This window comes from Ensifer sp. GW823-FHT05D09, from assembly GCF_058795755.1.
This window is the reverse complement of the sequence record NZ_JBXAIA010000010.1, coordinates 160,669-178,252: the sequence shown is the minus strand read 5'-3', so window position 1 is coordinate 178,252 and position 17,584 is coordinate 160,669. Positions and strand designations below refer to the sequence as shown.

Here is a 17,584-nt window from a genome sequence, read left to right as displayed (position 1 = left end):
TTCAGCCCTTCGCGGCCCGAAAGGCCGGCAGGATCTCGTCCATGCGATCGAAGAAACGATCCGGTCCGAGCGATCTCAGAAACGCCGGGTCGGCATAGCCCCAGCCGACGGCGCCGGCGGAGATGCGTGCCTTGCGGGCGGCCTCGATGTCGCGGGCCTCGTCGCCGATTGCAAGAACGTGCAGCGGGTCGATGCCGGCGAACTTGACGACCCGCTTGAAATGCTGCGCCTTGCCGAACAACGTCGCGCCGCACTCAAAAAGGTCTACGGCAGTAGCGGTCTCACCCAGCGCCGTGCGAATGGCCGCTTCGCCATTGGAGCTGACAACCGCGATACCGATGCCGGCCGCCTTCAATCCCGTCAACATGTCCGACACGCCGGGGAAAAGCCGGGTAGACGGCGCTTGGGCTGCCATCTCCTGACGCATGAACGTCGCGATCCGCGGCAGCTTCCACATTGGCACGCGCATATGGGCGATGATCTCGCGGCTACTCATGGCGCGCAGCCCCTTGAACTCCTCCAGGGAGAGTTGGCGGAAGCCGAAGCGCGTGGCCGCGATGTTGCTCGCCGCCATGAACCCCTCCGCGGTATCGGCGAGCGTGCCGTCGAAATCGAAGATCGCGAATTCATACGTCATCGGTGACATCCCGTCGGCGATATCCAAAGAAAAACCCGCGTCCAGCAGGACACGGGTAGATCGCACCATCCACAGCGTCCGCGCCCTATCGGATGCGCAAAGGTCGCTGCGGCGGTCTGCATTGCCGCATGTTTTAGCCCTTGGACCGGATAGGATTTAAGGGAACATGCAGGACAGATAGAAGAGTATCAGGCGGAAAGCTTCGCCATGACCTCGTCGGAGACTTCGAAGTTCGAGTAGACGTTCTGGACGTCATCGTCGTCTTCGAGGATGTCGATGAGCTTCATCAGCGACTGTGCCTTCTCCTCGTCCACCGGCACGGTGTTCTGGGCCTTCCAGATCGCCTTGACGGTTTCGGCTTCGCCGAGCGTGTCTTCGAGCGCCTTGGAGACTTCACCGATCGCTTCGAAACCGCAGATGATCGTGTGGCCTTCCTCGTCGGTGGTCACGTCGTCGGCACCGGCTTCGATGGCCGCATCCATAACCTTGTCGGCTGTGCCGACCGAAAGCTTGTAGGTGATCTCGCCGACGCGGTCGAACGAGAAGGAAACCGAGCCGGTTTCACCGAGTGCGCCGCCGGCCTTGGTGAAGGTCGAGCGGACGTTGGAGGCGGTGCGGTTGCGGTTGTCGGTCAGCGCCTCGACGATAACGGCGACGCCGCCCGGGCCGTAACCTTCGTAACGCACTTCTTCGTAGTTTTCGGAATCGCCGCCGGAGGCCTTCTTGATGGCGCGCTCGATGTTGTCCTTCGGCATCGACTGCGCCTTGGCGTTCTGGATCGCCAGACGCAGGCGCGCGTTCATCGAAGCGTCGGGCATACCGGTCTTCGCCGCAACCGTGATTTCGCGCGCGAGCTTGGAAAACATTTTCGAGCGCACCGCATCCTGACGGCCCTTGCGGTGCATGATGTTCTTGAACTGTGAATGGCCAGCCATGGCACCCTCTGCATGCATGAATTTGAATGGAATGGGGCGCCTTATAGTTTTATTGCCGCTTTCCGTCCAGCAGGGGGCGTTTCTTTTCAGTTGGCGGAGATGCTGGCGCGGCTGAGAACGAAGGCATGGCCGTCGTCGCGACGGCAGGAAAGGCCCGTCCGTTCCGAGGTGCAGGAATAAGGTCCGCCCGACCACGTCGCGCCGTATTCAAGCACCGGCGCGGCGGAACAGCAGCTGGGATCGCCGACCTCGCGATTGATCGTCGCGGCACCCGACCGTCCAAGTGTTGCCCTGACGTAACGCGGCGCGATGATATCGCAGGATAATTCCGGCCCGTCGTCGACAGGCTGATAGGTCGCCGTACCGCCGGCCGGCGTATAGATGCAGCCGATATTGCCGGATGGCATCACGAACTCTTCCTGCTCGGCGGCGGGTATTGCCGTTGCTTGTGGCGTGGCTTGGGGCTGTTGCGTGTCGGGCGGTGGCAAACGCGGCGGCGGCGCGCCGCCGGCGAGAGCCGTGGTTGCCTGGGCTACGATCGAAAGAAACACAAATGCAACGACGCCGACCACTGACAACTTCATTGGGCAATCCCGATGTTCAGACGCCCTGGAGAATATAAATCAGCGGTTTGCTTGGCAAGGAACGCAACGAGACTTTGACACTCGTCCCTGTCGCAAAGCTCTTGTCGAAATCGTCGCCGAACATGTCGAGGAAGGCGTTGATCGGCGGACCGCGCCGATGCATCGGCAGGATCAGCGCTGCACGCAGACGCGACACGACGCGGCTCATGCTTTCGGCCCCCATGGTCAGCCCGCCGTCGACCGGCACCATCAGGACGTCGAGCCTGCCGATCTGCCGGTAATGGCTGTCATCAAGCTCGTGATGCAGATGACCGAGATGGCCGATGCACAGGCCCGCCACCTCGAAGATGAAAATGGAATTGCCATCGTGCTCCATCGTCATCGCACCGGAGCGGATGTCCGTTGTGACGTTGCGGATATAGGCATCGCCGACGACGACATCGTGCCGTGCCGGCTCGCCGTCATCACCCCAGCCATGCAGCACTGTGCGGATCGCCGGATCCGGTGTCAGCGTGTAGTGGCTGGAATGGGCCTTGTTCATCGTCGCCACCGTCGGCGGCGCTTCCGGGCGGAACCAGCCGTTGTAATCGGTGGCGATCGATACGCCGCCCGGCGTCTCGATCAGAAAGGTCGAGTGGCCGAGATAGCTGATTGTCACCTCGCCGGCGGCGGTCTGTCCCGTCGTGGCAGCAACCGGCGTAAAACTGGCAAAGGTCGCCTTGGGCAAGGTCTCGGCGATCGCCTGGCATTGGCTCACCTGCGCGGGTGCCGCCTGCGCATGGGCGACCGAGGGCCAGAAGACATGCAGAAGCCAGATGGCGGCAAAAGTGTAGGCAAGGTAGCGGAGCATCATCCTTCACCTTTCACACCTCGCACGCATGACCTGAGCCCAAGTGCAATCCGACTTGGGTACAGATCGTGCGGCCGTTTCACGGTACCTGCAGCGAACGGTCCCCTTTCGAGAAACGCCGCCATCACGGGCGAGAGGAGGATTGTTCAAGCACGCCGTTACGTCCAGCCGCAATGGGCGAGCGGGCGCTCACGTTTGCGTCATTGTGCTGGCATTGCGAACAGTACCGGCAGGCCCGTTCACAACCAAACGCCCCGGCGCTTCCGCCGGGGCGTTAAATCACAGACAGCGATGCGTTCGCGTCACTCGGCCGGCGTCGGCTCCGGTTCACCCGCCGCAGCCGTCTTGCGCCGGCGCACCGAGCGAAGCGCAACGTAGAAGACCGGCGTCAGGAACAGGCCGAGGAAGGTTACGCCCAGCATGCCGGAGAACACCGCGGTTCCGAGCGATTGGCGCATTTCGGCACCGGGGCCGGTGGCGATCATCAGCGGCACGACGCCGAGGATGAAGGCGAAGGCGGTCATCAGGATCGGCCGCAGGCGCAACTGGCTGGCCTCGACCGCCGCCTCGATCGGCGTCTTGCCCTCATCTTCGCCCTGACGCGCGAACTCGACGATCAGGATCGCGTTCTTGGCCGCAAGTCCGATCAGAACGATCAGCCCGATCTGGGTCAGCACGTTGTTATCGAGCCCGCGGATAAACACCCCGACGAGCGCTGAGAGCACGCCGAGCGGCACGATCAGGATGATCGCCAGCGGCAGGACCCAGCTTTCATACTGCGCCGCCAACGCCAGGAACACGAAGACGACCGACAGTGCGAAGATGAAGACCGCGGTGTTGCCGGTCTGGCGTTCCTGGAAGGCGAGCTCCGTCCACTCGAAAGTCGTTCCCTGCGGCAAGATCTGGGCAGCGAGCGCCTCCATCTTGTCGAGGGCCGTGCCGGTAGAAACGCCGGGCGCAGGGTTGCCCTGTATCGGCACCGATACGTACATGTTGTAGCGCTGCACGAGGGCGGGACCCGCCGTGTCGCGGATCTCCACCAGCGTGCCCATCGGCACCAGGGCGCCAGTGGCCGAGCGGACTTTCAGCGCCAGAATATCGTCCCGCTCCAGACGATATTGCTGGTCGGCCTGCGCCCTCACCTGGTAGACACGGCCGAAGGCGTTGAAGTCGTTGACATAGGATGTGCCGAGGTTGATCGACAGTGCCTCGAAGATGTTCGGGATCGGCACGTTCAAGGTCCTCGCCTTGTCGCGGTCGATCGCCAGGAAGTATTGCGGGCTCGACGCCGAGAACGTGGTGAAGACCCCGGTCAGCCCGTCGGTCTGATTGGCGGCCCCCATCATCTGGTAGGCAAGCCCCAACACCCGGCGCATGTCGGAACTCTGCCGATCCATGATCTGCATCTTGAAGCCGCCTGAGTTGCCTATGCCACGCACAGACGGCGGCGGAACCGCGATGATGAAGGCCTCCTGGATGCTCTGCAGGCTGCCATAGAGCTGCCCGATGATCTGGTTGGCCCCCTGGCCGTGTTTCAAGCGCTCTTCGAAACTCTCGAAGGAGGCAAAGATCACGCCCGAATTGGAGGCGTTGGTGAAGGTCGCACCGTTGAAGCCGGCAAAGGCGACGGCGTTCTTCACGCCGGGCACCTCCTGGATGATCTTCGAGGCGCGCCTGACCACCGCATCGGTACGATCGAGCGAAGCCCCATCCGGAAGCTGGATGACGACGATGGCGTAGCCCTGGTCCATGGTCGGCACGAAGCCGCTCGGCACGATCTGCGCCATGTACCAGGTGGCCCCGAGAAGGCCGACGAAGACGATGAGCGCCGCAGCGAGCGCCGTTTTAGTCGAAACCAGCTTGCGCACGATCCAGGCATAGCCTTCGGCCATGCGGTCGAAACCATTGTTGAAGCCGTTGGCCAGCGAGCGGCCAAACCGGGTGAGCGGGTTGCGGCTTTCGTGGTGATTGTTTTCGTGCGGTTTCAACAGGATCGCTGCAAGTGCCGGCGAGAGCGTCAGCGAATTGAAAGCAGAGATCACCGTCGCGACAGAAATCGTGACGGCGAACTGCAGATAGAACTGGCCGGCAATCCCGGGGATGAAGGCCGTTGGGATGAAGACGGCGGTCAACACCAGCGATATCGCGATGACCGCGGCTCCCACTTCATCCATGGTCACGTGCGACGCCTCGCGCGGGGTCATGCCGCGCGCCAGGTTTCGCTCGACGTTCTCGACCACGACGATGGCGTCGTCGACGACGATGCCGATCGCCAGCACCAGGCCGAACAATGTCAGCATGTTGAGCGAGAAGCCGAAGGCATAGAGAAATGCGAAGGTACCGATCAGCGACACGGGGATCGCAACGATCGGGATGATCGCCGTGCGCCAGGATTGCAGGAAGACGAGAACCACGAGCGCCACCAGAATGGCGGCTTCGCCGATCGTCTTGTAGACCTCGTTGATCGACTCGGAGATGAACTCTGTCGGATTGTAGACGATCCGGTATTCGAGACCGTCTGGAAAGTCCTTCGAAACGTCCGTCATCACCTTCTGGATCGCGGCGGCCGCGTCCAACGCGTTGGTGCCCGGCCGCGAGAAGATGCCGAGGGCCACGGCCGGGCTGCCGTCCAGATAGCTGTTGTTGACATATTCGCGGGCACCGAGCTCGATGCGCGCCACGTCCTGCAGCTGCACCAGACGCCCGCTTTCCGTCGCCTTGACGATGACATAGCGGAACTGCCGGGCATCGCTGAAACGGCCGTCGGTCGTGACGGTGTATTGAAATGCGCTGTCGCCCGGTGTCGGCGGCGCGCCGATCGAGCCGCCCGAAACCTGGACGTTCTGCTCGCGCAACGCCTGCACGACGTCGCCGGCTGTCATCGAGTAGGCCGAGAGTTTTTCCGGATCGAGCCAGACGCGCAGCGCATATTCGCGCTCGCCGAACAGGATGACGTCGCCGACGCCGTCGAGACGAACCAGCAGATCGCGGATCCGGGTACGGGCATAGTTCGACACGTAAAGCTGGTCGTAGCGCTCATTCGGCGACAACAGATGCACGACCATCATCAGGTCGGGCGAGCTTTTCGCCGTGGTGATGCCGATGCGGCGGACTTCTTCCGGCAGCCGCGGTTCGGCGATCGAGACGCGGTTCTGCACCAGAACCTGGGCCTGATCGAGGTCGGTTCCGAGCTTGAAGGTGATCGTCAGCGCCATCGAGCCGTCGGCGGTCGAATAGGAGGACATGTAGAGCATGTTCTCGACGCCGTTGACTTCCTGCTCCAACGGCGTTGCTACGGTGTTGGCGATGGTCTCGGCGTCAGCGCCCGGATAGGCGGCGCGTACGACGATCGTCGGCGGGGCAATTTCCGGATACTGCGCCACCGGCAGCTGGACGTAGGCGATGCTGCCGACGATCAAGAGCACGATCGAAAGCACCGATGCAAAGATCGGCCGGTCAACGAAAAAGTGCGCAAATCTCATTGAGCCGTCCCCGCTGCTTGAGCTTCGGGAGGCAACTCGACGATCTCGGCCTTGACCTTGGTGCCGGGTCGAGCCCGCATCAGACCGTTGACGACGATGATTTCATCGCCGGTCATGCCGCTGCGGATGACGCGGTAGCCGTGCAGTTTCGGGCCGAGCCGCACCGATTTGGTGACGACGGTGCCGTCTTCGCGCACCTCGTAGACGATGCGTTCGTTCTGGTCGGCGCCGATAGCTTCATCTGGAATGAGCACCGCCTTATAGGAGTTTGAGCCCTCGAGCTCGGCACGGCCGAACAGGCCCGGCTGCAGCACGAACTTGGGATTGTCGAAGCGGGCGCGCACCCGCATCGTGCCGCTTGCCTGATCCAGCCGGTTTTCTGCGAAATCGAGCTTGCCCTTGAACGGCGCCTCATTGGCATCGGCGATCGTGACCATGACCTCGAGCGAGCCGCCGCCCTCCTGCAGCGCGCTGCCGCGTTCGCGCGCAACACGCGCATAGGAAAGCAGACGCCGCTCGTCGACGTCGAAATAGAAGTCGATCGGATCGAGCGAAACAATCGTCGTCAGCACGGTCTGGTCTGCCTGAACCAGGTTGCCGGTCGAGATCAGCCGGCGATCGACGCGGCCGGTCAGCGGTGCCGTTATCGTTGTATAGTCGAGATCGAGCCTGGCGCGCTCGACCGCCGCTTCCGCTCCGCGCACGCTGGCCTGGGCCGAGAGCAGTTCACGGCGGTGATCGTCAAGGGTGGAGACAGAGAGCGTGCCGGTCCCGGTCAGGGATTCCGTGCGCTTGAACTGGGTCTCGGCAAAGGCGAGAGACGAGCGCGCCGATTCGAGCGCGGCCTCGGCCTGCGACAGCGCGGTGCGGTAAGGGCGCTGGTCGATGACGAAGAGCTTGTCGCCCTTCTTCACCAGGGCGCCGTCGGTGAAATTCACTTCGTCGAGATACCCCCCGACGCGGGCGCGGATGGCAACTTCGTCGACCGCTTCGAAGCGGCCGATGAACTCATCGCTATCGATCACATCGCGCACAACAGGCTTGGCGGCCGTGACTGTGGGAAGCTGCGCATCCTGCGCCGCCACGTTTGTCGCCGAGAAAAGGGAAATTGAAGCGCCGACAATCATCGGCAAATGCCACTTTGAAAACATGCACGCTCTCCAAATGCACCGACAGCGCCACGCTTCAAACAGAGCGCGGAAAGAACGCTGTCACGCTTGAAACTCGCTGCACAATTGTCTCCGATCGACGCCGATCCAGGCAATTTGCAGTAGAAATAGAGAACGCCCGGCATGGGACATTGGTCGTCCGTATACCTGCGGCGACATTTCGAACCCGCAATCCTGTGCTGCGGATGGTACTTCAATGTGGAAGACTTGCGGACGTCGGCCGCGTCCAAAACGGTGCTGACGTGAGGTTAACCTGCCATCATTTTGCCAGGTTGTCACCTTGAAAAAAATCAATTCCGCGAAGGTGATACGCGTATAATCCCGCGCCTTGATCAGGCGCGGGAGAGAGGATCCGGCAGCGGGAAATCGTCAATCTGACGGTGGTTCAGGCCCAGAAATCCGGGATCGTCTCCGTCAGGCGCGGGCCGAGGCGGAGCGGCGCAATCTTTTCGGCAAGGCCGGTGCGGTCGGAAATTTCCACCCCGAGACCGCAGATGGTTGCCGGCCCGGACGCCGCCTCGAAGCGCCCCTTCGGCATCTTCGAAATGAAGCGGTTGAGCGGCTCTTCCTTGTCCATGCCGAGCGAGGAATCGTAGTCGCCGCACATGCCGGCATCACTCATATAGGCGGTGCCGCCATTGAGGATCTGGTGGTCGGCGGTCGGCACATGGGTGTGCGTGCCGACGACGAGGCTCGCCCGGCCATCGACGAAGTGGCCGAAGCACTGCTTCTCGCTGGTCGCTTCCGCATGGAAATCGAAAACGATGGCATCAGCCTGTTCGCCAAGCGGGCAAGCAGCGAGGATCGCCTCGGCCGACTTGAAGGGATCGTCGAGTTCGGGATGCATGAAGACCCGGCCCATCACATTGGCAACGAGCACGCGCGCGCCATTGCGGGCAAAGAACAGGTTCGATCCGCGTCCGGGCGTGCCCGCGGGGTAATTCGCCGGCCTCAGGAACTGGTCGTGCCGCTCGCAGAAGACGACCGCTTCCTTCTGGTCCCAGACATGGTTGCCGGTGGTGACGACATCGGCACCGGCATTGATCGTCTCTAAAAAGATATCCTCGGTGATGCCGAAACCGCCGGCGGCGTTCTCGCCATTGACGATGACGAAATCGAGCTTCAGGTCGCTGACCAGTCCCGGAAGGCGCTCCCAGACCGCCGTGCGGCCTGTCTTGCCAACCATATCTCCCAGAAACAAAAGCCTCATGCCCGTTCAATCCTACCAAGCCAGTTCGAGCAAAAGCGCGTGGCTGTCGAACTTGCGTAAAACAAAGTGATAGTGCGTCGCTGGCAATCCGGGGACCGCCTGGCACACTCTAGAAATGTCGAAAGCCGCTTTCCGTGAGGACGGCGTCTAGCGCGACGTCGTGCGGTTCAGCGGGCACTGATGCCACTTCCTGGCAGTCGAATGCAATCCCGATCAGCTTCGGCAGGTGGCCTTTGTTGCGCAGCTTGTCGATGGCGCGGTCGTAATAGCCGGCGCCGTAGCCGATGCGATGGCCGGTCGCGTCGAAGGCCGACAGCGGCACCAGCATGATATCCGGGTCGAGCTCCGGCGCGTCCGGTCCGGGTCCCGTCGTTCCGAAACCGGTCTCGATGACAGGCGCGCCGTTGAGCAGTTCGCGAAACACGATGGTCTTCTTGTCCATGATGACAGGCAGGCAAAGCCTTGCGCCGCGCTCCCGAAGACGCGCCAATAGCGGCCTGATGTCCACTTCGGAACGGATCGGCCAGAAACCGGAAACGATATGACCGGGATCGAGCGCAATGACGTCGCCGGCGTGATCGGCCATGGTCAGGCTCGCCTCGATGCGGATCTCCGGCGCCATCGCGTCGCGAAGCGCCAGTCTCTCCCGACGCAGGGCAGCTTTCAGATCCTTTGGTGACATCATTCCCCTCCGACAGACTGCGCGCGAACACTGGACCGGCGCCACATTCTTTTTCCCGAAATGAAACAGGACGCCGTTTTCGGATCGATTCCCGCATCGGCGCCTGTGGCATAGCGCGCTGCGGCCCTTAGCTCGAACCACGTCACCGCCTGTTTTGCAACAGTTTGCGACAGTCGAACGCGACGTTCCCGCAACGGCACAGAGTTAGGGTTCCGTTCATCATGGGCAACGGTTCCGCTTTCGCACATGCAAGGGCGCGTGCAAATACAAACATGATTTCAAATAATTAGCAGGAACTAATGCCCGCGTTCGATGTATGGACGCGCTCCTGCAGGCAGCAGTGGAAAAGCCGACGTCCATGAAGGACCAGATGAACGAACTCGAACCGTTGGAATTGCGTTGCCTGACGCTGGCCGCCCGCGGCCGCACGCGTCAGGACATGATGCGCGAGACCGATATTCCCCTCGACCGTATCGACAGGGCCTTGCAGGACGCCATGCGCAAGCTGCATGCGGGCAATCTCGCAGAAGCGATCTTTCGCGCCGCCCGGCTCGATATCATTTCATAGCAGCCAGTGTGAGCGGTAGACCGCATCCCGGCCCGCGAGTTCACGCCAGCCGGCATCCGCCCGAACATCATCGATCCCGGCATCGTGAATAACGAGCCCGGCATCGCGAAGCAGGTGCGGCTTGCCACGCGGGATCGCCGGTTGCGGCTCGACGGAAGCGGCTGCCAACAGCAGTCGACCCGTTGTTAGCAGACGACCGCGCAGCGTGACCTGAAGATCAGAGAAGAAGGCAAGAGCAAGAACGCTCATCGGGACAACCTTGGTGTCTATCGGTTGCGCCTATTGTCCTCGGACCGTTGACATCTGACAAACGAATTGCAAGCATGACTGCCATCAGAAACTCTGATGGTGAAAACAATGTCCGCTCCGCTCGACAGCGATCTCCTGAGAACCTTTCTCGCCGTTGCCGACGCCGGCAACCTGACACGGGCCGCCGACAGCATCGGCCGTACCCAATCCGCCGTCAGCATGCAGTTGAAGAAGCTCGAGGACATGCTCGGCGACCCCTTGTTCGAGCGTCACTCGCGCGGGGTGGTGCCGACAGCGCAGGGCTTGCGTCTCGTAGACAACGCCCGCCGGATCGTGGCCATGCTCGACGACACCGCGGCATCCATGCGCCTGCCGGCCCTCGCCGGCACGGTCAGGATCGGGATTTCCGAGGAATACATCAATTCCACCCTTCCGAAAGCGCTGGGCGCCTTCGCCGCCGTTCACCCCGGCGTCGAGGTGACCGTGCAGCAGGGCGTGTCGATGTCAAACGTCAATGCGCTGGCCGCTGGTGAAATCGACATCGCCGTGGTGTTCGAACCCGGCGGCCCGACGCGCAACGAGGTCCTCATGGTCGATCCCACGGTCTGGGTGACGTCGGACCAGCACGAAGCCCATCAACGCCGCCCGCTGCCGATCGCCACCTATACCTACCTGGCAGGCGGCTGGTGTGACGAGCTTGCGATGAAGGGCCTGAAGAAGCGCCGGATCGAGAGCCGGGTCGCCTATGCCAGCCGCACCAGCAATGGCCTGATCGCCGCCGTCGTCTCCGGCCTTGCCATCGCGCCGCTGTCGCGCAGCGCGATTCCCGCCGGCTGCCGCGAACTGACCGAAGACGACGGCTTCAGCGTCATCGACTTTTCCAACGTCGTGCTGCGCACCCGCCCCGGCCATCGCTCGCAGACGGTCGACGCCATGGCCGACGCCATCCGCAGCGCGTTTGCCACGGGGTGAGGCAGGCATGAAAGAGGGGAAGAGGTGCGATCCACACAACCGATGGATAGTTTACGATCCCGGGTGCCTACAAACGTAGGTGGGCGCCATATGTCCGGACCCACGAGCCCGGCCAGGGACAGCTCCCTTGAGATCGAGTATGGCCCCGGGGATTGTGTGTCCTGTCGGGAAGCGCAGACCGCATCCAATATATAGAGGCGATCCCTGCGTCGCGCCAGAGGCAGCCCGACGAAAGCGCTCAGTTTGTCGAAGAGGTTGCCCGGCCATTGAGCTTGGCCGCGATGGTGTGGATCTGCGAGGTGACTTCGGACAGCGCCGAAGCCAACAGTTCCTCGCTTCTTGCCTGGTCGGAGAGCGCGCCGTCGCGCCCTTGCTTGAGGCTGTCCACTTCGGATTCGAGCGCCTTCAGCCGGCGGTTCACTTCACTGAGTTCGTCCATGACCATAATGCCGGCCATCACGGTCAGCCTGAGATCGCCGATCTCGCCGAACTGGGTCTTCAAATGACCGACATACTGATCGAAGTTCGTGGCCAGTTCGATCAGATGATCTTCCTGTCCCTCTTCGCAGGCCATGCGATAGGCCTTGCCGTCGATCGATACTGTCACCTGCGCCATGTCGCTTAACCTCAGCGGTCGAGCACCGCTCGAATGGTTTCCATCGCCGTCACGAGGCGTCGGGAAACCTCGCGGTTGACCTCTTCAAGCCGGTTTGCCCGGAATTGGGATTGGTCGAGTTCCTGTGCCAGTCGCGACCGGTCCGTATTGACCCGCCGGACCTCGCCCTCGAACTCGCCGAGATCGCGTTCCCTGTCAAAACGGCTATCGATCGCGTTTTCCAGGGACTGAACCGCGTTCTTCAGTTCGTCGATCGCCGCTTTGACCGTCTTTGCCGGCATGTTTTTCGATACCTCGCCCGTGAGGCCGAATCGCCAGGATCCCGTCCGCCGCTTCGGCTCACTCCTTTTTAAACCTATTACGTAAATCTCAACAATGCCAACTACAGCAAAGCATTACGGAAGCTGTGGATGGATTGCATAGCCGGCTCATCCGGCCGCAGCGCAAAAACTGTGCTGCGACGCGATATCACCCCTTGAAAACCATGCTGCCAATGGCCGCGGAAGGCCTGTATTTGTTGACTCGCGCGGCGCAGATGCTATGTGTCTGCCGCTTCTTGCACGGTCTTTGGAGGATAGAGACCGTCCCCTGACCACCGAACTCAAAACGGAACAGTCATGATCTCTCGCGAAAAACACGACCGGATGGCGAATGCGATCCGTTTCCTCTCCATGGACGCCGTCGAGAAGGCAAATTCAGGTCACCCAGGCCTGCCCATGGGTGCGGCTGACATAGCGACAGTCCTCTTCACGCGCTTCCTCAGCTTCGACCCGAAGAACCCCGCCTGGCCGAACCGCGACCGCTTCGTGCTGTCGGCCGGCCACGGCTCGATGCTGCTTTATTCGCTGCTCTATTTGACGGGCTACGAAGACATCTCCATCGAAGAGATCAAGAATTTCCGCCAGCTCGGCGCCCGCACCGCCGGCCACCCGGAATACGGCCACGCGGCCGGTATCGAGACGACCACCGGTCCGCTCGGCCAGGGTATTGCCAATGCCGTCGGCATGGCGATCGCCGAGCGCAAGCTGCGCGACGAGTTCGGTTCCGACCTGATGGAGCACTATACTTATGTGCTCGCCGGTGACGGCTGCCTCATGGAAGGCATCAGCCAGGAAGCGATCTCGCTTGCCGGCCATCTCAAGCTCAACAAGCTGATCGTCTTCTGGGACGACAACAACATCTCGATCGACGGCCCGATCTCGATCGCCGACTCGACCGACCAGCACGCCCGCTTCCGCGCCTCCAACTGGAACACCATTGCCGTCGACGGCCATGATCCGGAAGCAATTGCCGCTGCGATCGAGCAGGCGCAGAAGTCCGACAAGCCGACGATGATCGCGGCTAAGACGACGATCGGCTTCGGCGCACCGAACAAGGCCGGCACGCACAAGGTTCACGGCTCGCCGCTCGGCGCCGAGGAAATCGCCGCCACCCGCAAGGCCCTTGGCTGGGAAGCGGAAGCTTTCGTCGTTCCGTCCGACGTGCTCGACGCCTGGCGCCTCGCCGGCCTGCGTTCGACCAAGACCCGCAAGGACTGGGAAGAACGCCTGGACAAGAGCGACGCCGAGAAGAAGGCGCAGTTCGTTCGCCGCTTCGCCGGTGAACTCGAAGGCCGCCTGTCGTCGGCAATCGACGACTACAAGAAGAAGCTCGCCGAGACCAAGCCGTCGCCGGCAACCCGCAAGGCTTCCGAGGACGCGCTTGAAGTCATCAACGGCGTTCTGGCCGAAACGATCGGCGGCTCGGCCGACCTGACCGGCTCGAACAACACCAAGACCAGCCAGACCAAGTCGATCACCCCGGACGATTTCTCCGGCCGCTACATCCACTGGGGTGTGCGCGAGCACGGCATGGCAGCCGCGATGAACGGCATGGCGCTGCACGGCGGCGTCATCCCCTACTCCGGCGGCTTCCTGATCTTCTCGGACTATTGCCGTCCGTCGATCCGGCTTGCGGCCCTGATGGGCATCCGCGTCATCCACGTGCTGACGCATGATTCCATCGGCCTTGGCGAAGACGGCCCGACCCACCAGCCGGTCGAGCACATGGCGGCGCTGCGCGCCATCCCGAACCTGCTGATGTTCCGTCCGGCCGACGCCACGGAGACGGCCGAGTGCTGGCAGCTGGCGCTTGAAAGCCACAACCGCCCGTCCGGCATCGCGCTCACCCGCCAGAACCTGATGGCCGTGCGCACCGAGTATGAGGAAGAAAACCTCTGCGCCCGCGGCGCCTACGACCTGATCTCGTCAAGCGACGCCAAGGTGACGATCTTCGCCACCGGCTCGGAAGTCGAAATCGCCGTCAAGGCTTGCCAGGCACTGACTGCCAAGGGCATCTCGACCCGCGTCGTCTCGGTTCCCTGCTTCGAACTCTTTGCCGAACAGAGCGAAGACTACCAGCAGGCGATCATCGGCAACTCGCCGGTCAAGATCGCCGTCGAAGCCGGCATCCGCCAGGGCTGGGATCATTTCATCGGTTCGGACGGCACCTTCATCGGCATGTCGTCGTTCGGTGCCTCCGGTCCCTACAAGGAACTCTACAAGCACTTCGGCATCACGCCCGAGGCGGTCATCGCCGCTGCGGAAGCCAAGCTTTCCTGATCAAGCCGCGGGGCGCGCTCGAAAGCGCGCCCCGCTTTTTTCCGACCATGCCATTCAGACAGGGAGAGACCCGATATGACAGTGAAAGTCGCCATTAACGGTTTTGGCCGCATCGGCCGCAACGTGCTGCGCGCCATCGTTGAATCCGGCCGCAAGGATATCGAAGTCGTTGCCATCAACGACCTCGGCCCGGTCGAGACCAACGCGCACCTCCTGCGCTTCGATTCGATCCACGGCCGTTTCCCGGCTGACGTGAAGGTCGAGGGCGATGCGATCATCATCAACGGCGGCAAGCCGATCAAGGTCACCGCGATCCGCAACCCGGCCGAACTGCCGCACAAGGAACTCGGCGTCGACGTCGCGATGGAATGCACCGGCATCTTCACTGCCCGCGACAAGGCTGCCTTGCATCTCGAAGCCGGCGCCAAGCGCGTCATCGTCTCGGCTCCGGCCGAAGGCGCTGACCTGACCGTTGTCTACGGCGTCAACCACGACAAGCTGACGAAGGATCACCTCGTCATCTCCAACGCCTCGTGCACGACCAACTGCCTTGCACCGGTTGCCAAGGTGCTGAACGATGTCATCGGCATCGACCACGGCATGATGACGACGATCCATTCCTACACCAACGACCAGCCGTCGCTCGACCAGATGCACAAGGATCTGTACCGCGCCCGCGCTGCTGCGCTCTCGATGATCCCGACCTCGACCGGTGCCGCCAAGGCCGTTGGCCTCGTCCTGCCGGAACTGAAGGGCAAGCTCGACGGCTTCGCCATGCGCGTTCCGACCCCGAACGTCTCGGTCGTCGACCTCAAGTTCGTCGCCAAGCGCGAAACCACCAAGGAAGAGATCAACGCTGCGATCAAGGCAGCCGCTGACGGCCCGCTCAAGGGCATCCTCGGTTACACGCTCGCTCCGAACGTCTCGATCGACTTCAACCACGACCCGCATTCCTCGGTCTTCCACATGGACCAGACCAAGGTGATGGAAGGCAAGTTCGTGTCGATTCTGACCTGGTACGACAACGAGTGGGGCTTCTCCAACCGCATGTCCGACACTGCGGTTGCGATCAGCAAGCTCATCTAACTCTGATGTTTCGCGCCCTTTCCCAAACGACGGTCCGCTGGCGTCCGCTGGAGGGGGAAGGGCTCGAACATCTGACGCTCACGTCAACAGATACAACCGACGGCGCGGTCATCCGCGCCGTTGGCGTTCTGATCGGCAGCCGCGGTGGCACCCCCTATGGCGTGCGCTACCGGATCGATTGCGACGCCGGATGGATCGTTCGAAAGCTCATGGTCGACACGACCGACGGACGGAGCCTGCATCTGCGCTCGGATCGTCCGGGCGAGTGGATGACCGCCAGAGGCCTGGCACTGCCCGAATTCGACGGCTGCATCGACATCGACCTTGCCGGAACGCCCTTCACCAACACGCTGCCGATCCGCCGCCTCGGTCTTGATCGCAAGGCCGACACCGTAAGGCTGAAAATGCTCTACGTGCCATTCGACACGTTCGAGCCTGTCGTGGACGGCCAGCACTATACCTGCCTCGAAGACTTCAGGCTCTATCGCTACGAGGCCGAGGACCGCAGCTTTGCCGCGGACCTGCCCGTGGACGAGGACGGCCTCGTCATCGACTACCCCACCCTTTTCCAAAGACTATCACCGGAGACGATCTGATGACTTTCAAGACCCTCGACGACCTGACCGACATTGCCGGCAAGCGCGTGCTTGTGCGTGTCGACCTCAACGTGCCGGTCAAGGACGGCGTGGTCACCGACGCGACCCGCATCGAACGCGTTGCACCGACGATCCGCGAACTGTCGGAAAAGGGCGCGAAGGTCATCCTGCTGGCGCATTTCGGCCGCCCGAAGGGTGAGCCGGTCGCCGAGATGTCGCTGAAGACCATTGCACCTGCTGTCGAAGACATTCTCGACCAGCGCGTGCACTTTGCCGCCGACTGCATCGGCGACAAGGCGGCCAACGCCATTGCCGAGATGAACGACGGCGACGTGCTGCTGCTTGAAAACACCCGCTTCCACAAGGCCGAAGAGAAGAACGAGCCCGAGTTCGTCAAGGCGCTTGCCGCCAATGGCGACATCTATGTCAACGACGCCTTCTCGGCCGCCCACCGCGCCCACGCCTCGACCGAGGGCCTTGCCCACCACTTGCCCGCCTATGCCGGCCGCACCATGCAGGCCGAGCTTGAGGCGCTGGAAAAGGGCCTCGGCCAGCCGAAGCGCCCCGTCGTTGCCATCGTCGGCGGCGCCAAGGTCTCGACCAAGATCGATCTGCTGCAGAACCTCGTCAAGAAGGTCGACGCGCTCGTCATCGGCGGTGGCATGGCCAACACCTTCATCGCCGCAAAGGGCATCAATGTCGGCAAGTCGCTGTGCGAACACGACCTTGCCGACACCGCCAAGGCGATCATCGCTGCCGCCGCTGAAGCCGGTTGCGCCATCGTCCTGCCGGAAGACGGCGTTGTCGCCCGCGAGTTCAAGGCCGGCGCTGACAACGAAGTGGTCGATGTGACGGCCATCCCGGCTGACGCGATGATGCTCGACGTCGGCCCGAAGTCGATTGCCGCGGTCAATGACTGGATCTCCAAGGCGGAAACGCTGGTTTGGAATGGCCCGCTCGGCGCCTTCGAAATCGCCCCCTTCGACAAGGCGACGGTCGCCGTTGCCAAGCATGCGGCCGCCCGTACGCGCCAGGGCTCGCTGGTATCGGTCGCCGGCGGCGGCGATACGGTTGCCGCCCTCAACCACGCCGAAGTCACCGAAGATTTCAGCTATGTCTCGACGGCCGGCGGCGCCTTCCTCGAGTGGATGGAAGGCAAGCCGCTGCCGGGCGTCGACATCCTCAAGCAGCAGAACTGAGCCAAGCACTCAGGCGCGCGGTTCACCCGCGCGCCTGAAAGCAGAAAAAACCAAGATATTTCAACCGATTAAAATAATTTAAATCGTTTCAGTCGCTTTTCCTGCCTTTTTCCCGGACAATTTCTCGCAGTTACTCGCGCCCTCGCTTG

The 17,584-nt window shown here is 62.3% G+C and carries 17 protein-coding genes and 1 other RNA gene; 6 read left to right on the top strand and 12 right to left on the bottom strand.

What is annotated here, in order from left to right; genetic code table 11:
• Nucleotide 1 precedes the first annotated feature (1 nt).
• From AC1Q80_RS25075 to AC1Q80_RS25040, 8 genes are all read right to left on the bottom strand, one after another.
• Nucleotides 2-664 (bottom strand): HAD hydrolase-like protein, encoded by a 663-nt coding sequence (locus AC1Q80_RS25075; RefSeq protein WP_492362178.1) that lies wholly within the window; start codon nucleotides 662-664, stop codon nucleotides 2-4.
• A gap of 161 nt (nucleotides 665-825) precedes the next feature.
• Nucleotides 826-1,572, bottom strand: a complete 747-nt coding sequence (locus AC1Q80_RS25070) for a YebC/PmpR family DNA-binding transcriptional regulator (RefSeq protein WP_173423599.1) — start codon at nucleotides 1,570-1,572, stop codon at nucleotides 826-828.
• Between the two features lie 86 nt (nucleotides 1,573-1,658).
• Nucleotides 1,659-2,156 carry a DUF6636 domain-containing protein gene (locus tag AC1Q80_RS25065; protein ID WP_492362177.1) on the bottom strand — a complete coding sequence of 166 codons (498 nt, stop codon included), beginning with the start codon at nucleotides 2,154-2,156 and terminating at the stop codon, nucleotides 1,659-1,661.
• Between the two features lie 16 nt (nucleotides 2,157-2,172).
• Nucleotides 2,173-3,009: an MBL fold metallo-hydrolase gene (locus tag AC1Q80_RS25060; RefSeq protein ID WP_209791646.1), complete on the bottom strand. Its 837-nt coding sequence runs from the start codon at nucleotides 3,007-3,009 to the stop codon at nucleotides 2,173-2,175.
• 299 nt (nucleotides 3,010-3,308) lie between these two features.
• Complete coding sequence (locus tag AC1Q80_RS25055) at nucleotides 3,309-6,488, bottom strand: efflux RND transporter permease subunit (RefSeq protein WP_492362176.1); 3,180 nt, start codon at nucleotides 6,486-6,488, stop codon at nucleotides 3,309-3,311.
• Complete coding sequence (locus AC1Q80_RS25050) at nucleotides 6,485-7,639, bottom strand: efflux RND transporter periplasmic adaptor subunit (RefSeq protein WP_492362175.1); 1,155 nt, start codon at nucleotides 7,637-7,639, stop codon at nucleotides 6,485-6,487. The genes AC1Q80_RS25055 and AC1Q80_RS25050 overlap by 4 nt, the downstream gene beginning before the upstream one ends.
• A gap of 403 nt (nucleotides 7,640-8,042) precedes the next feature.
• On the bottom strand, nucleotides 8,043-8,867 hold the full coding sequence (locus AC1Q80_RS25045; protein ID WP_077500688.1) for a TIGR00282 family metallophosphoesterase: 825 nt from the start codon (nucleotides 8,865-8,867) through the stop codon (nucleotides 8,043-8,045).
• 109 nt (nucleotides 8,868-8,976) lie between these two features.
• Entirely contained in the window at nucleotides 8,977-9,549 is a 573-nt protein-coding gene (locus tag AC1Q80_RS25040; protein ID WP_173423604.1) for a 5-formyltetrahydrofolate cyclo-ligase, read from the bottom strand.
• Nucleotides 9,550-9,907: 358 nt separating this feature from the next.
• Between AC1Q80_RS25040 and AC1Q80_RS25035 the strand changes: the two genes are divergently transcribed.
• Complete coding sequence (locus AC1Q80_RS25035; RefSeq protein ID WP_209791640.1) at nucleotides 9,908-10,117, top strand: helix-turn-helix domain-containing protein; 210 nt, start codon at nucleotides 9,908-9,910, stop codon at nucleotides 10,115-10,117.
• On the opposite strand, the gene AC1Q80_RS25030 is transcribed toward AC1Q80_RS25035, so the two are convergent.
• Nucleotides 10,112-10,366, bottom strand: a complete 255-nt coding sequence (locus AC1Q80_RS25030; RefSeq protein ID WP_173423605.1) for a hypothetical protein — start codon at nucleotides 10,364-10,366, stop codon at nucleotides 10,112-10,114. The two genes, AC1Q80_RS25035 and AC1Q80_RS25030, sit on opposite strands and share 6 nt — an antisense overlap.
• A 96-nt stretch (nucleotides 10,367-10,462) precedes the next feature.
• Between AC1Q80_RS25030 and AC1Q80_RS25025 the strand changes: the two genes are divergently transcribed.
• Nucleotides 10,463-11,338: a LysR family transcriptional regulator gene (locus tag AC1Q80_RS25025; protein ID WP_234903148.1), complete on the top strand. Its 876-nt coding sequence runs from the start codon at nucleotides 10,463-10,465 to the stop codon at nucleotides 11,336-11,338.
• Between the two features lie 24 nt (nucleotides 11,339-11,362).
• On the opposite strand, the gene ssrS is transcribed toward AC1Q80_RS25025, so the two are convergent.
• The 3 genes from ssrS to AC1Q80_RS25010 all read right to left on the bottom strand — a co-directional run bounded on the left by ssrS (nucleotide 11,363) and on the right by AC1Q80_RS25010 (nucleotide 12,235).
• A non-coding RNA gene (gene ssrS / locus AC1Q80_RS25020) (6S RNA) lies at nucleotides 11,363-11,521 on the bottom strand.
• A gap of 55 nt (nucleotides 11,522-11,576) precedes the next feature.
• Nucleotides 11,577-11,954 (bottom strand): cell division protein ZapA, encoded by a 378-nt coding sequence (locus tag AC1Q80_RS25015; protein WP_173423606.1) that lies wholly within the window; start codon nucleotides 11,952-11,954, stop codon nucleotides 11,577-11,579.
• Nucleotides 11,955-11,965: 11 nt separating this feature from the next.
• The gene (locus AC1Q80_RS25010) at nucleotides 11,966-12,235 is read right to left on the bottom strand and encodes a DUF4164 domain-containing protein (protein ID WP_053249644.1); all 270 of its coding nucleotides are present in this window, start codon (nucleotides 12,233-12,235) and stop codon (nucleotides 11,966-11,968) included.
• Between the two features lie 336 nt (nucleotides 12,236-12,571).
• Between AC1Q80_RS25010 and tkt the strand changes: the two genes are divergently transcribed.
• From tkt to AC1Q80_RS24990, 4 genes are all read left to right on the top strand, one after another.
• Entirely contained in the window at nucleotides 12,572-14,554 is a 1,983-nt protein-coding gene (tkt, locus tag AC1Q80_RS25005) for a transketolase (RefSeq protein ID WP_492362174.1), read from the top strand.
• A gap of 75 nt (nucleotides 14,555-14,629) precedes the next feature.
• A complete protein-coding gene (gap, locus tag AC1Q80_RS25000; RefSeq protein ID WP_077500685.1) occupies nucleotides 14,630-15,640 on the top strand; it encodes a type I glyceraldehyde-3-phosphate dehydrogenase in 1,011 nt (336 codons plus the stop codon).
• Nucleotides 15,641-15,645: 5 nt separating this feature from the next.
• Complete coding sequence (locus AC1Q80_RS24995; protein ID WP_492362173.1) at nucleotides 15,646-16,236, top strand: putative glycolipid-binding domain-containing protein; 591 nt, start codon at nucleotides 15,646-15,648, stop codon at nucleotides 16,234-16,236.
• The gene (locus tag AC1Q80_RS24990) at nucleotides 16,236-17,435 is read left to right on the top strand and encodes a phosphoglycerate kinase (protein WP_492362172.1); all 1,200 of its coding nucleotides are present in this window, start codon (nucleotides 16,236-16,238) and stop codon (nucleotides 17,433-17,435) included. The genes AC1Q80_RS24995 and AC1Q80_RS24990 overlap by 1 nt, the downstream gene beginning before the upstream one ends.
• The last annotated feature ends 149 nt before the right edge of the window (nucleotides 17,436-17,584 follow it).

Bases quoted from the DNA above. Each gene is read 5' to 3' on its own strand.
- AC1Q80_RS25070 (WP_173423599.1), bottom strand. From the start codon at position 1,572: ATGGCTGGCCATTCACAGTTCAAGAACATCATGCACCGCAAGGGCCGT.
- AC1Q80_RS25065 (WP_492362177.1), bottom strand. From the start codon at position 2,156: ATGAAGTTGTCAGTGGTCGGCGTCGTTGCATTTGTGTTTCTTTCGATC.
- AC1Q80_RS25060 (WP_209791646.1), bottom strand. From the start codon at position 3,009: ATGATGCTCCGCTACCTTGCCTACACTTTTGCCGCCATCTGGCTTCTG.
- AC1Q80_RS25055 (WP_492362176.1), bottom strand. From the start codon at position 6,488: ATGAGATTTGCGCACTTTTTCGTTGACCGGCCGATCTTTGCATCGGTG.
- AC1Q80_RS25050 (WP_492362175.1), bottom strand. From the start codon at position 7,639: ATGTTTTCAAAGTGGCATTTGCCGATGATTGTCGGCGCTTCAATTTCC.
- AC1Q80_RS25045 (WP_077500688.1), bottom strand. From the start codon at position 8,867: ATGAGGCTTTTGTTTCTGGGAGATATGGTTGGCAAGACAGGCCGCACG.
- AC1Q80_RS25040 (WP_173423604.1), bottom strand. From the start codon at position 9,549: ATGTCACCAAAGGATCTGAAAGCTGCCCTGCGTCGGGAGAGACTGGCG.
- AC1Q80_RS25035 (WP_209791640.1), top strand. From the start codon at position 9,908: ATGAAGGACCAGATGAACGAACTCGAACCGTTGGAATTGCGTTGCCTG.
- AC1Q80_RS25030 (WP_173423605.1), bottom strand. From the start codon at position 10,366: ATGAGCGTTCTTGCTCTTGCCTTCTTCTCTGATCTTCAGGTCACGCTG.
- AC1Q80_RS25025 (WP_234903148.1), top strand. From the start codon at position 10,463: ATGGTGAAAACAATGTCCGCTCCGCTCGACAGCGATCTCCTGAGAACC.
- AC1Q80_RS25015 (WP_173423606.1), bottom strand. From the start codon at position 11,954: ATGGCGCAGGTGACAGTATCGATCGACGGCAAGGCCTATCGCATGGCC.
- AC1Q80_RS25010 (WP_053249644.1), bottom strand. From the start codon at position 12,235: ATGCCGGCAAAGACGGTCAAAGCGGCGATCGACGAACTGAAGAACGCG.
- tkt (WP_492362174.1), top strand. From the start codon at position 12,572: ATGATCTCTCGCGAAAAACACGACCGGATGGCGAATGCGATCCGTTTC.
- gap (WP_077500685.1), top strand. From the start codon at position 14,630: ATGACAGTGAAAGTCGCCATTAACGGTTTTGGCCGCATCGGCCGCAAC.
- AC1Q80_RS24995 (WP_492362173.1), top strand. From the start codon at position 15,646: ATGTTTCGCGCCCTTTCCCAAACGACGGTCCGCTGGCGTCCGCTGGAG.
- AC1Q80_RS24990 (WP_492362172.1), top strand. From the start codon at position 16,236: ATGACTTTCAAGACCCTCGACGACCTGACCGACATTGCCGGCAAGCGC.